The following is a 14,825-nucleotide window of genomic DNA, read 5'->3' as shown; positions in this document are numbered from 1 at the left end:
TCGATGCAATACGCTTATCCGTTATTGGCCATTTTTATCTGGGCCGGCAATACCGTGGTCAACAAACTGGCGGTGGGGACGATTTTCCCCGCCGAGATCGGCTTTTATCGCTGGCTGTTGGCCGGTCTGCTGTTTACCCCGTTCATGCTCAAGCCCGTCATCGCCAATTGGCCGCTGATTCGCCCAAACCTGGGCAAGATTTTCATCCTTGGCGTACTGGGCATGGCGGTGTATCAGAGCCTGGCGTATTACGCCGCGAACCTGACCTCGGCCACCAACATGGGCATCATCCTCTCGTTGATGCCGCTGATGGCCCTCACCGCCGCAATCATCAGCCTCGGCCAGCGCCTGACCTTCGGTGCCCTCACCGGTGCCGTGCTGTCGTTCGCCGGTGTGGTGGTCGTCGTGTCGGCCGGCAGCCTCAGCGCCCTGCTGCAACACGGCCTGAACCTGGGTGACGCGATGATGCTGGTGGCCACCCTTGCCTATGCGGTCTACAGCACCCTGCTGAAAAAATGGCAGCTGCGGTTGCCGCCGCTGGTATTGCTGTATTTGCAGGTGCTGGTGGCGGTCGTGGTGCTGTTTCCGCTGTTCCTGTTCTCCGACAAGGCCGGCCTTGGCTGGTCGAACATCCCGCTGGTGCTGTATGCCTGCCTGTTGGCCTCGATGCTGGCGCCGTTGGCATGGATGCATTCGGTGAAGACCCTGGGCCCGAGCCGCACCACGCTGTTTTTCAACCTGCTGCCGCTGATCACGGCGCTGATTGCGGCGGTGGTGCTGAAGGAGCAGTTGGCGATGTATCACCTGGTGGGTGGACTGCTGACGCTGGGCGGGGTGATTTTGTCGGAGCGTTGGACAACCCCGGTCAGGCCAGGCTAAACCCCGGCCTCCTTCAGGCGCCGGGCATGCTCGACAAACAGCCGGATCGGCTCGGCGCCCTTGCCCACCAGTCCCAGGGACTGGTTGACGATGTCGAAGTGGTCCAGGGCGTAGTCATCGCCAATCACTGTGCCCAGGTGCGAGCTGCAACGGCCGACCATGCCGTCGCACTGGCCCTTCTCCCGCACAAAGGTTCTGGCGAACAACCGACAACTGCGATTCGTCCCGTCCAGCAGGTTGCGCCCACGGTCCGTCTTGCCCGGTTGCAAGGTGCCGGATCAGGAGTAATAGCGCACACCATTGACCTCCCCGGCGCCCTGCCCGCCCCAGGTGTCCGGGATGCCCTGGGGATACTGGCGATTGAACAAGGCCACGCCTTCGCTCGTCAGTGACTGGTGGGACGCATGAATGTCCGCCGCAAAACGCGGGCCGCGGTAGCCGGTTTCCAGCAGGCCCATCAGCACGCCGACCAGCCGCAGCAACACACTCAGGATACGCCCCCTGGCGCTGTGCGCCGGGTAATGGGTGTGGAAGTAATCCGCCAGTTCCGAGCCATGGTTGGGCCCGGCCACCGAGGTCACCGACGCCACCCAGTCCGGGCGTTTGGCCGCCGCATACCGCGCCGTCAGCGAGCCCTGGCTATGGCCGATCAGGTTGACCTTGTCGGCTCCGGTTTCCCGGCGAATCGTCTCGATCTGCGCCAGCAGCTGTTCGCCCCGCACCTCATTGGAATTGAGCGGAGCCACCTGTACCGCAAACACCTGCGCCCCGCCGGCACGCAGCGCCGGGACGATGCCGTACCAATACGGGTACAGCACCAGGCGCACAAACCCCAACATCCCCGGCACCAGCACCAGCGGATAACGTGTAGCCAATGACTGCGGCATGGAGCGAACGTCCTTGAAAGCGAGGCGATGGGCCCATCCTAGACCAGCCTCCGTGACCAAGCCATGACGCTACTTGAGGCCCACCACGCCAGCGACGATCAGCCCCACCGACACCAGCTTGATCAGCGTCAGGCTCTCCCCCAGCAACGCAAACCCGAGAAACACCGTGCCCAGCGAGCCGATGGCGGTCCAGATCGGGTAGGCGACGCTCACCGGCAACTCACGCATGGCCAGGGTCAGGAAGTAGATCCCGCCCACGGCCGCGATGACGGTGATCAGCGATGGCCACAGCCGGGTGAAACCGTCGGCGTATTTCATGCTCATGGCAAAGGTCACCTCGAACCCGGCCGCAATCAGCAGGAAGAGCCAGGACACGTCAGAAGCTCCCTGCCAGGTCCCGCAACTGACCTTCGACCGCATCGCAGGAGCGGCGGAAAACGCTGGGGTCGGACTCTTCACCTTCAGCGGCAATCACCGTGACGTCTTCGATGCCGATAAACCCCAGGGCCGTTCGCAGGTGCGGGTCGGCGTGATTCATCGCCTCGTTTTCACCGCCCGGGCCAAAGCCGCTGCCGCCGCGACTGGTGATGATCAATGCCTTTTTGCCCAACAGCAAAGGCTTGTACTGGGCGATGCCCTGGCTGTCCTGGGTGATATCCACCGTCAGCCCCATACGCACGATCTGGTCGATCCAGGCCTTGAGGCCGCTGGGAATCCCGAAGTTGTACATCGGCACGGAAATCACCAGCAGTTCATGCTCGACCAACTCGCTGACCAGCTCATTGCTCAGTTGCAGATCCGCGTGCATGGCCAGGGGCATGGACTGGGGTTCGGGGTGGAAGCTGGCGGCAATAAACGCTTCGCTGACATGGGGAATCGACGCACGGCCGACTTCGCGGCGGGTCAGGTGCGCGTCCGGGTTGGCGGTGTGCCAGGCGGCCAGAAACACCTCCGCCAGGCGCCGGGAATGGGAACGTTCGCCACGGGGACTGGAATGGATCGCAAGCATTTTTTTCATCTGTAAGCCTTCACGCGCTAGACTCGGGCAACCTGAATGGCTGCCTCTCTTGCGCACAAATCTAGAGCCGGGCCGCCGGCCTCACAAATGAGCAATAGTTGCTTTGGATGAAATAATTTCATCCATGGAGCCCCACATGTTTGCCTCGCTGCCCCTGACCGCCCTGCGTGCCTTTGAATCAGCCTCGCGCCTGCTGAGCTTCAAGGCTGCCGCCCAGGAGTTGTCGGTGACGCCCACGGCGGTGTCCCACCAGATTCGCTCCCTGGAAACCTGGCTCGGCGTGCCATTGTTCGAACGCCTGCCGCGCCAGGTCCGCCTGACGGAGTGTGGCGAGCGATTGTTCCACAGCCTGCATGGCGCACTGCTGGACGTAGCGCAAAGCATCGACACCCTGCGACCGCAGCGCAGCGCCGGCCATCTCACCTTGTCCACCACGCCCGCGTTCGCCGCCTTGTGGCTGGTGCCGCGACTGGGACGCTTCTATGCCGCCCACCCGAACATCAACCTGCGCCTGGACACCAACTGCGCCGTCGTGGACTTGCAGCAAGATGCCAGCGTCGATTTGGTAATCCGCTACAGCCTGGACGACTACGCGAACCTGCATGGCTTGTGTCTGTTCGACGAGTGTTTTGCGGTGTACGGCTCTCCCGAACAGGTCGCCCTGGCCAGCCAGCGCACCCCGACCTTGATCAGCGTGCGCTGGCACAACTCCAGGCTCTACGCCCTGGGCTGGCAGGCCTGGTGCGAAAAGGCAGGGGAACACTGGCTGCAATCCGCCTCGCCATTGCGCGAATACGATGAAGAACACTATGCCCTGCAAGCGGCGATTGCCGGCCAGGGCCTGGTGTTGGCGAGCAATATCCTGGTCTCGGAAACACTCGCCAGTGGGCTGCTGGTGCCCTACCGGCCAGAGATCCGCGTCGACGGCGCCGGCTACAGCGCCCTGTGCGTACCGGGCCGTGAACGGCACCCGCCGGTCCGGGCGTTTTTTGAGTGGCTACAGGAGGAAGCACGGCTGTCGGGGCACGCGTTGTAAAATCCGATAAAACTTTTTGCGTTGCCTGGGACTCACAACTTGGAGCGATCACGCCGGCAGAGTGTGGCGCAAAACCGGATTAGTACCAGGAGAATGAGATGACTGACTCACATTTGTCTGACGTAGCCACCTTACGTGAGCGCGCCCGCAAGAACGTCGAAAACGGTGCCGTAACCGAAGGCTATGACGCCGACCGCCAGGAAATCCTGCGCTTGCTCAACGAATCGCTGGCCACCGAGCTGGTGTGCGTGCTGCGCTACAAACGCCACTATTTCATGGCCAATGGCGTCAAGGCGCATGTCGCCGCCGAGGAATTCCTCGAACACGCCACCCAGGAAGCGGAACACGCCGACAAGCTGGCCGAGCGCATCGTGCAGCTGGGCGGCGAGCCGGAGTTCAACCCCGACCTGCTGTCGAAGAACTCCCACGCCCAGTACGTGGCCGGCAATACGCTGAAGGAAATGGTCTACGAAGACCTGGTCGCCGAGCGCATTGCGGTAGACAGCTATCGCGAGATCATTCAGTACATCGGCGATAAAGACCCGACCACCCGCCGGATCTTCGAAGACATCCTGGCCCAGGAAGAAGAACACGCCGACGACATGGCGGATATTCTGCAAGACCTGTAAGCAACCGCCGCACAAAAAAATGGGAGCCAAATGGCTCCCCTTTTTTTAGCCTTTCACCGTCTTCGGTGCCTTGCCTTCCCTCATCTGTTGCAGCAACGGCGCACACTGGTTCGGCTCATCGCCGCTCGGTGCTACCAGCGCCAGCAAGCCCGCCGCCGGCCCGGCAATAACCCCCAGCGCAACCATGCCCGCGCCACGCAACATCAACGGCACGGCTTTCACCCCGGCATTGGGCTTGATAAACGGCCCGTTGACGTACAACGGCGAGCGCAGGGAGAACAGGCGGAAGCCCTTGGACTCTGGCGTGATGGTCAGGTCCAACTGCTCGCTGGCCATGTTCGCCGTGCCATCGATGTAGATGATGGCGTTCTCGGTATCGAACACAAACAGGCGAGTCGTCGCCAGGCCGGACTTGATGCCAAAGTCCGCGGCCGCGCAGTTGATCTTCACTTCCTTGTCGCCAAACAGGCGGCCGACCACGTAGTTGCCGACGTTAAGCCCGGCGATTTCCATCAGGCCACGGCTGATGGCGCCGTCGTTGATCAACATCTTCAGATCGCCATTCGACGTTCCGAGCAACGCCGCTACAGAGTTGCCGCGCCCGGAAATGTCCGCGTCACCGTTGAGTTCACCAAAGCTGGTTTTCATCGGTTCGAAGGTTGGGAACAACTGCTTGAGCTTGAAGTTGCGCGCGGTGAGTTTGGCCTGGCCTTCCATCGGCGTGGTACGCCCGTTGAGGCGAATCTGCGCGTCTAGCTTGCCGCCCGCCACGCCGAAACGCAGGGGTTCGAGGCTCAACTGACCATCGTTCAGCACCAGGTGGGTGTAGAGGTCAGTGAACGGCAACTCGGCACTGTGGACGATGCGCTTGCCGGTGAATTCAACATCGGCATCCATGTCGCGCCAGCGCTCGGTGCGGAACTCTTCCACCGGCAGCACTTTGGTTGCCGGCTGCTTGCTTTCGCCGCCACGGGCTTTTTGCTTGGCGTTGGAATCGGCACCAATCAATGGCGCGAGGTCAGTCATCAGCAGTTGGTTGGAGACCAACGCGCCCGTGAGCTTGGGCCGTGGCTGGCTGGCGACGTAACCGAGGTTGCCGTGGATATCACTGTTGCCGATCTTGCCGTTGAAGTTTTCATACTGGAACGACGCGCCGCTGGCTTCGTGCAGCTTGGCGATCAGGTGGCCGTCGGTGGAATAGGCCGGCGAATCCGGCAGCGTCACGCCGGTGAGCGGATACAGGTTGCCCAGGCTGCTGCCCGAGAGTTTGAGGCGCAGGTCGAGGGCGCCGAGGTTCATTGGGTCGGTCAGGGTGCCGGCCAGCGCGATGCTGGTGTCGCCGATCCTGGCCTGGGCTTGCAGCGGGAACGGCTTGGCCGCGTCCTGCAATGCCAGCAGGCCACCGATCTTGCCAGTGCCATCGAGTTTCTGGCCGTGGTATTGGCCTTTGACCTTGAGCCCGAACGCGTAGTCCTGCGGCGCCGAGCCTTTTTCCAATGCTTTCTTGGCATCAGCATCGCCGACGATTTCGCCGAAGGGAATCGGCTTGCCGAGCAAATCGATCACCACGTCGAGTTGGGTCTTGAGGGTTTGATCGTCGAGGGTCACGTGGCCTTTGTCGAAGCCGATCGCGCCGATGTCCACCACCCAGCTGGACGGTTCGGCGTCGGGGTCCTTGGGGTCGAACTTGAAGGTCCAGTTGGCGCGGCCGTTGGCCAGGCGCTGCAACTGTGCACTCGGCTCGGTGAGGTCGATCCGCGGAATCACCACGCGCTGGGCCAGCAACGCCAGGGGCGAAATGCGCAGCTCCACGCGTTTGAGGGTGACCATCTGCGGGGCTTTCGACCAGTCGGGGTTGCCCAGGGTCAGGTCTTCGGCAATCACATGGGGCCACGGAACCCAGGCGCGCCAGCCGCCTTCATCGGGCTCGCGCTGCCACACCACCGCCAGGTTGCCGTTGATGGCAAAGGCGCGGTGCAGCTCTTCGGAGACCTTGGCATTGAGCGGCGGCTTGATCCGGTTCCAGTCAAAGAACACCAGGACCAACACCACGATGGCGATTAACAAAACGAAGCTGGCGCAGCTCCAGGCGAGAATTTTACGAGTGCGCGTCATTGCACAGGACTCCAGGTTACGACTGAGCGGGCGCCTTGCGGCGCACGTTTTGACTACAGCTTATATGGCTACGACTGACAAACGGCGCGGGGGTTTAACCCCATTGAAGAATTACCCGTAAAAACCGCGTTTCCTGACCAACTCGACAGTTTCTATCATCGACGGCGCACCGTTGTTACCCACGATCGTGTCGAAAATACCCATCACAGTGCAAAAGCGCGGGCTTGAGACCTGCGAGATAGAGCCCTCGCCGAGAACAATCAATTCTGTTGATTATTACCATTGTGTTTATGAACTTTTATATCGACTTATCAAGAGTAGCATTAGCCCTGTACCCAATTTATCGCCCTCCCAAGGAGCAACCCATCATGAAACGCCAATTACTCGCAAGCTTTGTACTTTCCGTCCTGGCCACCAGCGCATTTGCCCTGCCAGCTGCTGAACAGGCCACCCCACAAGTGAAAGCCGATGCCTCCCACGTTAGCCAAACCCTGGCTCGCAGCGGTGCCTCGGACAAGAACAACACCGATTACAACGGCAGCATCACTGAAAACGGTTCGGACAACGCCAACAAACGTGCCTACACCGAAGGCGTTGTAGAAAACGGCCGTAACCGCCTGGAACAGAAAGGCCTGGTTGAAGGTGGCGCTGATCGCCTGTTGGAACGCAACGCTGTTGCCGAAGGTGGCCGTGATCGCCTGGAACAGAAAGGTCTGGTTGAAGACGGTTCGAGCCGTGCCAACAAACGCGCCTATGCTGACGGCGTAGCGGAAGGCGGTGCTGACCGTCTGCAAGAACTGCATCAAGCACAGAGCTAAGCCCGTGCTGGCCCTGGAAAAAAGCCCGATCACCCGATCGGGCTTTGACTTTGTGTGAACCGCAACGCCCTTCTCCCTTTTGAAGTTCGACGCTGGCAAAGCTGATTTGCTAGAGTGCGTCGCTGTCCTTGTCCACAAAGCCCGCCTGCCAATGCTGCCCCGTGCCGAACAGAAGCAACAGACCCGACTCGCCCTGATGGACGCAGCCCGCCATCTGATGGAGTGTGGCCGTGGGTTCGGCAGCCTGAGCCTGCGTGAAGTGGCCAAGACCGCCGGCATCGTGCCCACCGGTTTCTACCGTCACTTTGCCGATATGGATCAACTGGGCCTGGTATTGGTCAGTGAAGTCGGCCAGACCTTTCGCGCGACGATCCGCCTGGTGCGCCACAATGAATTCGTGATGGGCGGCATCATCGATGCCTCGGTGCGGATTTTCCTCGATGTGGTCGCCGCCAACCGTTCGCAATTCCTGTTCCTGGCCCGTGAGCAATACGGTGGCAGCCTTGCCGTTCGCCAGGCCATCGGCGCCTTGCGCGAAGACATCGCCAGCGACCTCGCCGCCGACCTGACCTTGATGCCCAAGCTCCAGCACCTGGATGCCGACGGCTTGCACGTGATGGCCGATCTGATCGTCAAGAGTGTGTTCGCCACCCTGCCCGACATCATTGACCCGCCCGCCGAAGCGCTGCCGTCCCATCTCACGCCCCAGGCCAAGATCACCCAGCAACTGCGCTTCATCTTTATCGGCCTCAAGCATTGGCAAGGCCTGGGCAGCACCGAATAACTCAGCGCACGGCGTGAAACCGCTTGGCGGTGGTGTAGTTCCTGTTCCAGTAAACGTTGGCCAGCGAATCGATGCGCACACTTTTACCCGTACGTGGCGAGTGGATGAACTTGCCTTCGCCTATATAAAGGCCGACGTGGCTGACCTGGCCACGCCCATTACCCCTGAAAAACACCGCATCACCCGGTTGCAGTGCATCGCGCTTGACCGTGGCTGCCGTTGAGCGGTGCATCGCAGCGGTGGTGCGGGGCAGATGAATATTGGCTTCGGTCTTGAACAGGTACACCAGGAAACTGCTGCAATCGAAACCCTGAGCCACTGACGTCCCGCCCATCCTGTAAGGGGTGCCCAACAGAGAATGGGCGCGATCAATCACGCTGGTGATGGAAGGTGAAGCCTCCAGTGAGATCGGGCGCTGGAGGTTGGCCGAGGCGGATGAAATGGCCAACGACAGGCTGACAATCAATAAACAGAAAAATGACTTGTACATGGTGGAAACCGCTGTGGATTAAATACGGAGCGGAATCCTAATGAAGCAGCACGTAATCCAATGAACTCCGAATCCTTTAACTTCGTGGGAAAAATCCGAAACAATTCGATTTCCCTAAAGATGAAAGAAATTTCACGCGCCGCTTACTGCAATTCAACGCCGAACGCCCGAATCCAGTGCTATAAATCCCGCCACGCACCAAAATGAAACATTTTGGAATAATTTCCTGCGCCATCAGGTGGCACAAGCCGCCTGCCTACAGGGAATTCCCACTCCCCGCGTGGTTGGCAAGACCCTTGCTCTAGCTTGCTTATCGCTCATAGCTGGAAGCTTTCTGATGCTGGTGATCCACCGCCGAATCGCCCCCGAACCCGTCTGGGCCGCTGAGTTGCTGCTGAACTTCGAAGCCCGCAGCAAAAGCCGCCTGCGCTGTTTCAGTGCCGACGGAGAAGATGTCGGCCTGTTTCTGGAGCGCGGCCAACCGCCGCTGCACGACGGTGAATTCCTACAGGCCGAAGACGGACGTGTCGTACGTGTATGTGCCCGCCCTGAACACCTGCTGCACGTCACCTGCAGCAGTGCCTTCGAACTGACCCGCGCCGCCTATCACCTGGGCAACCGCCACGTGGCCCTGCAAGTGGGTGACGGCTGGCTGCGCCTGCTCGATGACTACGTGCTCAAGGCCATGCTCGAGCAGTTGGGTGCGACGACTGAAACCATCGAAGCGCCGTTCCAGCCGGAACACGGCGCCTATGGCGGCGGCCATCATCATTCCCGCCATGGCGACGAAGACTTCAACTACCCGCCCAAGCTGCACCAGTTCGGCGTACGTCTATGAACCCAGCCTGGGCGCTGTTGCGTCTGGCCAGTCCGCAGCTGCCGATTGGTGGCTACAGCTATTCCCAGGGCCTGGAAATGGCCGTGGAGCAAGCGCGTGTGACCGACCCGGCGAGTGCCGGGCGCTGGATCAGCGATCAACTGCTGTTCAATTTGTCGCGCTTCGAGGCGCCGCTGATGCTCGCCCACTGCAAGGCCGCAGCCGAAGAAGACTGGCCGCGCCTCGCGCAGTTGTGTGAAGAGCACCGCGCCAGCCGCGAAACCCGCGAGCTGTATCAGGAAAGCCGGCAGATGGGTTATTCCCTGGCGCAACTGCTCAACGGCTTGCCGGAGCTGGACGCCGCCGCTCGAGATTTTCTGGCGCAACGCGGCGAACCTCATCTCGCACTCGGCTGGGCGCTGGCCGCCCGCGCCTGGCAGATCAGCCCCGACGACGCCCTGGCCGCCTGGCTGTGGAGCTGGCTGGAAAACCAGTTGGCGGTGCTGATGAAAACCCTGCCCCTGGGCCAGCAAGCCGCCCAGCGCCTGACCAGTGAACTGCTGCCGCTGCTGCAACAGGCCCAGCAGGATGCCAGCCAACTCGACCCCAATCACTACGGCAGCGCCGCGTTCGGCCTGTCCCTGGCGTGCATGGCCCATGAGCGCCAGTACAGCCGCCTGTTCCGTTCCTAGGAGAAGCATATGAACACACAACCCCTGCGCGTCGGCATCGGCGGCCCGGTCGGCTCCGGCAAGACCGCCCTGACCCTGGCCCTGTGCCTGGCCCTGCGCGACCGCTACAACCTGGCGGTGGTCACCAACGACATTTATACCCGCGAAGACGCCGACTTCCTGGTGCGCAACCAGGCCCTGGCGCCCGAGCGCATCATCGGCGTGGAAACCGGCGGCTGCCCGCACACCGCAATTCGCGAAGACGCCTCGATCAACCTCGAGGCGGTAGACCAACTCAACCGGCGCTTTCCCGGCCTGGACCTGATCCTGGTGGAATCCGGCGGCGACAACCTGTCGGCCACCTTCAGCCCGGAACTGTCGGACCTGACCATCTACGTGATCGACGTGTCCGCCGGCGACAAACTGCCACGCAAGGGCGGCCCGGGAATCTGCAAATCCGACCTGCTGGTGATCAACAAGATCGACCTGGCACCGCTGGTGGGCGCGTCCCTGGAGCTGATGAACAGCGACACCCAGCGCATGCGCGCAGGCAAACCCTTTGTCTTCAGCAATCAGAAAACCGGCGTCGGCCTGGAAGAAATCGTCGCCTTCATCGAACGCCAGGGCTTGCTGACCGCAGCCTGACCACCCCCAACAAGGAGCTTGTCCATGCGCCTCAATACACTTCTCGCTGCCGCAGCGTTGCTGCTCACCCCGGCCCTCGCCTTCGCCCACCCCGGCCATGGCGACAACGGCCTGGTGGCCGGTATCAGCCACCCGCTGGGCGGCATTGACCACTTGCTGGCGATGGTCGCCGTGGGCCTGTGGGCCGCCCAGCAAAAGGCGCGGCGCGCTGGGCGCTGCCGTGCACCTTTGTCGGCACCATGTTGATCGGCGGAATGCTGGGTTTTGAAGGCCTGGCATTGCCGGCGCTGGAAAGCGGGATTGCCGCGTCGGTGCTGGCGCTGGGCCTGGCGGTGGCGCTGGCGGTGCGTCCGCCGTTGTTCGTGGCGGTCGCAGCGACGGCGTTGTTTGCGCTGTTCCATGGCGTCGCTCACGGTTTGGAGCTGCCGGACATGTCCAGCCCTTGGGCATATGCGGTCGGGTTCGTCGGTGCGACGGCGGTTCTGCATGCGGCGGGTTATGCCGTGGTGCGCTTCCTGCCGGCGGCCGCAGCGCCGCTGGTGCGGGTGGCCGGGGCGGCTTCGGCGGCGACTGGGGTTTGGTTGCTCGCTGCCTGATTGTCGGCGCGACTGAAGGCCTCTTCGCGAGCAAGCCCGCTCCCACATTTGACCGAGTTCCCTCTTTGGAATGCAGTCGAATGTGGGAGCGGGCTTGCTCGCGAAGGCGGCAGTAAAGACAACACCGATCCCAAGCCTGATACCATGTCGCGCAAACACCCCTGCCGTGACGACGCCAGCCGATGCCCATCGCTCCAAGCTCCGCCCTCAAGCCTCAATTGACCGCTGTGTTGACGCACTTCCACGACCTGATCGTGCCGCTCTGGCAAGGCCCGGGCTGGAATGCCGACCTGGCGCTGCCCTATGAAGCCCTGGACGCCGACCACCGGCCTTTGCCGCCGCAACGCTATCGCGCCATGGCCTGCGCACGGCAGTTGTACCTGTTCGCCAGCCTGATCGGCGAGCCCGGCGCAGCCTTTGCCGAGGAGCGCGCCGCCGCGCTGTTCCGGTCCCTGCAACGGCACTTCCACGACGCCGAACACGGCGGCTGGTTCTACAGCATCGACGCCCACGGCAAGCCGCTGGATAAACGCAAAGACCTCTACACCCACGCCTTCATCATCTTCGCCTGTGCCCACTATTGGGCCAAGGTGCGCGAGTCCTTGGTGGAGTCGGTACTCGATGCGGCCCTGGAAGTGGTAGCCGAACGCTTCGCCACCGGCGACGGCCTGTACGAAGCGGTGCTGGAGCGTAACTGGTCATCCCTCAAGTCCGGCCCGCTGCAAAACCCGCTGATGCACCTCGCCGAAGGCTTCCTCGCAACGCTGGCCGTGCGTGAAGACGCCGTGACGCAAGACGCATTGCTGGACCTGGCCAACGCCATGCAGAAGCGCTTCATCGACCGCCAGCACGGCGTGATGATGGAAAAACCCCTGGGCGCTGTGGATAACTGGTTTGAGCCGGGGCACCAGTTCGAATGGTTCTTCCTGCTGGAGTCTTCAGACTTGCTGCGCGGTACGCCGCTGCACGCCTCTCTGAACAAGGCGTTCACCTATGCCGAGCAGAAGGGTGTGGACAACGCGACGGGCGCGGTCAGCGGCATGCTGGCCCTGGACGGCAGCGTACGCGACGGCACCCAGCGTATCTGGGCCCAGGCCGAATACCTGCGGGCGCTGACCTTGCGGCCCAACAGTGAAGCCGTGCTGCAACGCCAATTGCTGGCGCTGCAACAGCGCTTCCTGCACGACAAAGGCTGGAATGAATGCCTGGATGCCAAGGGGCAAGTCAGCCGACGGGACATGCCGTCGACCACGCCCTACCACTTGGCCACGTGTTACCTGGGCCTTACGCAATCCATTTGCGGTCCCCGGTAAAGCTGATCGTCAGCCAGCGCGCCGCGTCAGGCTTGCCAAGCCCTGTGGATATCTCTTCGCGCAGCCCGTCCAGGGTGGCGACGTTATCCACCGGGTAATCCGCCGGCAACACCACATGAATCTCGATAAACCGCGCCCGCCCGTGCTTCTGCACGTAGGACACGTAGTCGTCGAAACCATGTTTGGCCTGGGCCGCGTCCATCACTTCGCGCACTGTGCCGTCCAGTTGGTCCGGCACAATCCCCAGCACGTCCCGTAGCGCCGGGCGCAGGATCTTGAAGGCCGGCGCCAGCATGCTCAACGCCAGCAGGATCAGGATCAACGGGTCGACATACACCGCCCACTGCCCATAGCCCTGGGACTTGAGCAACAGCGCCGCCAGGAAGCTCACCAGCAGCCCCACCGACAGCATCGCGTCCACCAGCCAGCTGATGTTGTCGAACTGGATCAGCGACGATTTGAGCGTGCGGTTGCGATAGCGCACATAGAAGAAATAGGCGAACTCGACCACGGTAAACACCGCCGCGTAGATGATCACCAGGCCCAGCTCGATATCGCGACCGCCATTGATAATGCCGAACACACCGTTGAGAAACGCGTAGATGGCGATCAACAGCAAAAAGCTGCCTTCGATCAGCAGCACCATGGGTTCCAGGTGCCAGTAGCCGAACTGGAAGCGTTCGTTGCTTTTCTTGGCGATCAGCTTGGCCGTGATCAGCATCAACACCTTGATGGCGGTGGCGATCAGCGAGAAAAAGCCGTCGAATAAAATCGATTGGGCGCCCGACACCACACCCGTGACAATCCCGGCGATCGCGACCGCGAACATCAGAATCGTCGATTGTTTGAGCAGCGACTGCTCACCTCGGTTACTCACATATCCTCCTGTCAAAACCTTAAAACCGCACAACGCGGCGGGGTTTTCAGGGGTGGAGTGTACCTTATGTCCTGTTTTGGCCGATTTGGCATCCTTGCCGGCGGGCCGGCAAGGGGATTTTCACCTCAGCCCTTGGCGCCACGCTCAATCGCAAACCCGGCCCAGGTCTGGCTCACCGGCATCAGCTCCAGGCGATTGATGTTCACGTGCGCCGGGGTGTTCAGCACCCAGAAGATCGTGTCCGCAATGTCCTGCGGCTGGATCGGCTCGGCACCGGCATAGGTCGCGTCATAACGCGCCTGGTCACCGGCAAAGCGCACCAGGGAGAACTCGCTTTCGCACAGGCCCGGCTCGATGTTGGTCACACGCACGCCGGTGCCTTGCAGGTCGCACCGCAGGTTCAGCGAGAACTGTTTGACGAAGGCCTTGGTGCCGCCATACACGTGGCTGCCCGGGTACGGGTAGCTGCCGGCGATGGAACCGAGGTTGATGATGCCGGCGCCACGGCCGTGGGCGATCAGGCGCGGCAACAGCAGGCTGGTGGTGGTCAGCAGGCCCTTGATGTTGGTATCGACCATGGTTTCCCAATCGTCGAGGCTGCACTTGGGTGCAGGGTCAGTGCCCACTGCCAGGCCGGCGTTGTTGATCAGCCCGCGCAGCGTGGCGAAGGACGGCGGCAGGTTGGCGATCGCCTCTTCCATGGCCTTGCGGTCACGTACGTCCACCACCAGGCCGTGCACTTCGGTCTGCTTGGAAAGCTCGGCGCACAGGGCGTTCAGACGCTCTGCGCGGCGGCCGGTGAGCACCAGTTTCCAACCGGCTTCGGCAAAACGCCGGGCACAGGCTTCGCCAAAACCTGAGGTCGCGCCAGTAATAAACAGCGTATTGGACATGGTGTTCTCCTTGCAGGGCTACGAGGTAAAAAATCAGCCAGCAGAATGCCCGGCTGCCGGGCTGGCGGCAACTGATACACGCTGTGGGGAGAGGTGAACGCCTCTCATGTTGTACGAAATTCAACCAATCACTTGAAACCCATACGGGCCGTGGCGTGCAGCCATGTGCGCGCACCTTATCCACAGCCCCGTCCACAGTCTTTGGGGGCAAGTGCAAAAGCTGAAAGCCGCGGTATACAAGGCTTTCAGCGCGATTCAAAAAGTTTTTTGCTTGACCTGAGCCAAGCCCTATGTAGCCCGGTTCAAAACAGTGCAACCAGGACGATGGCTCCAGGCCAGTCATTCCGGCCCCTGCGG

General features: G+C 61.7%; 15 protein-coding genes and 2 pseudogenes. 10 read left to right on the top strand and 7 right to left on the bottom strand.

What is annotated here, in order from left to right; all coding sequences use genetic code 11:
- The first annotated feature begins 3 nt into the window (after window positions 1-3).
- Window positions 4-879 (top strand): DMT family transporter, encoded by an 876-nt coding sequence (locus JFV30_RS31895; RefSeq protein WP_010173945.1) that lies wholly within the window; start codon window positions 4-6, stop codon window positions 877-879.
- On the opposite strand, the pseudogene JFV30_RS31890 reads toward JFV30_RS31895, so the two are convergent.
- The 3 genes and pseudogenes from JFV30_RS31890 to JFV30_RS31880 form a co-directional block, all read right to left on the bottom strand.
- A pseudogene (locus JFV30_RS31890) lies at window positions 876-1,766 on the bottom strand (esterase/lipase family protein). The gene JFV30_RS31895 and the pseudogene JFV30_RS31890 sit on opposite strands and share 4 nt — an antisense overlap.
- Window positions 1,767-1,835: 69 nt before the next feature.
- The gene (locus JFV30_RS31885) at window positions 1,836-2,141 is read right to left on the bottom strand and encodes a DMT family transporter (protein WP_010173940.1); all 306 of its coding nucleotides are present in this window, start codon (window positions 2,139-2,141) and stop codon (window positions 1,836-1,838) included.
- Between the two features lies 1 nt (window position 2,142).
- Window positions 2,143-2,784: an FMN-dependent NADH-azoreductase gene (locus JFV30_RS31880; RefSeq protein WP_201126036.1), complete on the bottom strand. Its 642-nt coding sequence runs from the start codon at window positions 2,782-2,784 to the stop codon at window positions 2,143-2,145.
- Between the two features lie 124 nt (window positions 2,785-2,908).
- Between JFV30_RS31880 and JFV30_RS31875 the strand changes: the two genes are divergently transcribed.
- Together JFV30_RS31875 and JFV30_RS31870 are read left to right on the top strand one after the other, a co-directional pair.
- Window positions 2,909-3,820: a LysR substrate-binding domain-containing protein gene (locus JFV30_RS31875; protein WP_201126035.1), complete on the top strand. Its 912-nt coding sequence runs from the start codon at window positions 2,909-2,911 to the stop codon at window positions 3,818-3,820.
- A 98-nt stretch (window positions 3,821-3,918) separates the two neighbouring features.
- Window positions 3,919-4,449 (top strand): ferritin-like domain-containing protein, encoded by a 531-nt coding sequence (locus tag JFV30_RS31870; protein WP_010173935.1) that lies wholly within the window; start codon window positions 3,919-3,921, stop codon window positions 4,447-4,449.
- A gap of 45 nt (window positions 4,450-4,494) precedes the next feature.
- Here the strand turns inward: JFV30_RS31870 and JFV30_RS31865 are convergent, their stop codons facing one another.
- Window positions 4,495-6,564 carry an AsmA family protein gene (locus JFV30_RS31865; RefSeq protein ID WP_201126034.1) on the bottom strand — a complete coding sequence of 690 codons (2,070 nt, stop codon included), beginning with the start codon at window positions 6,562-6,564 and terminating at the stop codon, window positions 4,495-4,497.
- Between the two features lie 368 nt (window positions 6,565-6,932).
- Here JFV30_RS31865 and JFV30_RS31860 point away from each other — a divergent pair, with 368 nt between their 5' ends.
- Together JFV30_RS31860 and JFV30_RS31855 are read left to right on the top strand one after the other, a co-directional pair.
- Complete coding sequence (locus JFV30_RS31860) at window positions 6,933-7,382, top strand: hypothetical protein (protein ID WP_201126033.1); 450 nt, start codon at window positions 6,933-6,935, stop codon at window positions 7,380-7,382.
- Window positions 7,383-7,533: 151 nt separating this feature from the next.
- The gene (locus JFV30_RS31855) at window positions 7,534-8,166 is read left to right on the top strand and encodes a TetR family transcriptional regulator (protein WP_010173930.1); all 633 of its coding nucleotides are present in this window, start codon (window positions 7,534-7,536) and stop codon (window positions 8,164-8,166) included.
- A gap of 1 nt (window position 8,167) precedes the next feature.
- Here the strand turns inward: JFV30_RS31855 and JFV30_RS31850 are convergent, their stop codons facing one another.
- Window positions 8,168-8,656 (bottom strand): C40 family peptidase, encoded by a 489-nt coding sequence (locus JFV30_RS31850; RefSeq protein WP_201126032.1) that lies wholly within the window; start codon window positions 8,654-8,656, stop codon window positions 8,168-8,170.
- A gap of 337 nt (window positions 8,657-8,993) precedes the next feature.
- Between JFV30_RS31850 and ureE the strand changes: the two genes are divergently transcribed.
- The 5 genes and pseudogenes from ureE to JFV30_RS31825 all read left to right on the top strand — a co-directional run bounded on the left by ureE (window position 8,994) and on the right by JFV30_RS31825 (window position 12,698).
- On the top strand, window positions 8,994-9,494 hold the full coding sequence (gene ureE / locus JFV30_RS31845; protein WP_010173926.1) for an urease accessory protein UreE: 501 nt from the start codon (window positions 8,994-8,996) through the stop codon (window positions 9,492-9,494).
- On the top strand, window positions 9,491-10,165 hold the full coding sequence (locus tag JFV30_RS31840) for an urease accessory protein UreF (protein WP_201126031.1): 675 nt from the start codon (window positions 9,491-9,493) through the stop codon (window positions 10,163-10,165). Before ureE ends, JFV30_RS31840 begins: the two co-directional genes overlap by 4 nt.
- 9 nt (window positions 10,166-10,174) lie before the next feature.
- Window positions 10,175-10,789 (top strand): urease accessory protein UreG, encoded by a 615-nt coding sequence (ureG, locus tag JFV30_RS31835; protein ID WP_010173923.1) that lies wholly within the window; start codon window positions 10,175-10,177, stop codon window positions 10,787-10,789.
- A gap of 24 nt (window positions 10,790-10,813) precedes the next feature.
- Window positions 10,814-11,385: pseudogene (locus JFV30_RS31830) on the top strand (HupE/UreJ family protein).
- Between the two features lie 182 nt (window positions 11,386-11,567).
- The gene (locus tag JFV30_RS31825) at window positions 11,568-12,698 is read left to right on the top strand and encodes an AGE family epimerase/isomerase (protein ID WP_201126030.1); all 1,131 of its coding nucleotides are present in this window, start codon (window positions 11,568-11,570) and stop codon (window positions 12,696-12,698) included.
- Here JFV30_RS31825 and JFV30_RS31820 read toward each other — a convergent pair.
- Window positions 12,670-13,575 carry a cation diffusion facilitator family transporter gene (locus JFV30_RS31820; protein ID WP_010173916.1) on the bottom strand — a complete coding sequence of 302 codons (906 nt, stop codon included), beginning with the start codon at window positions 13,573-13,575 and terminating at the stop codon, window positions 12,670-12,672. The genes JFV30_RS31825 and JFV30_RS31820 overlap by 29 nt on opposite strands.
- A gap of 125 nt (window positions 13,576-13,700) precedes the next feature.
- The gene (locus JFV30_RS31815; protein WP_010173913.1) at window positions 13,701-14,468 is read right to left on the bottom strand and encodes an SDR family oxidoreductase; all 768 of its coding nucleotides are present in this window, start codon (window positions 14,466-14,468) and stop codon (window positions 13,701-13,703) included.
- Window positions 14,469-14,825 lie beyond the last annotated feature (357 nt).

The organism is Pseudomonas sp. TH32 (genome assembly GCF_016650855.1).
Lineage (GTDB): Bacteria > Pseudomonadota > Gammaproteobacteria > Pseudomonadales > Pseudomonadaceae > Aquipseudomonas.
Note: the sequence above shows the minus strand (reverse complement) of the source record. Positions and strands in the feature narration are given on the sequence as shown.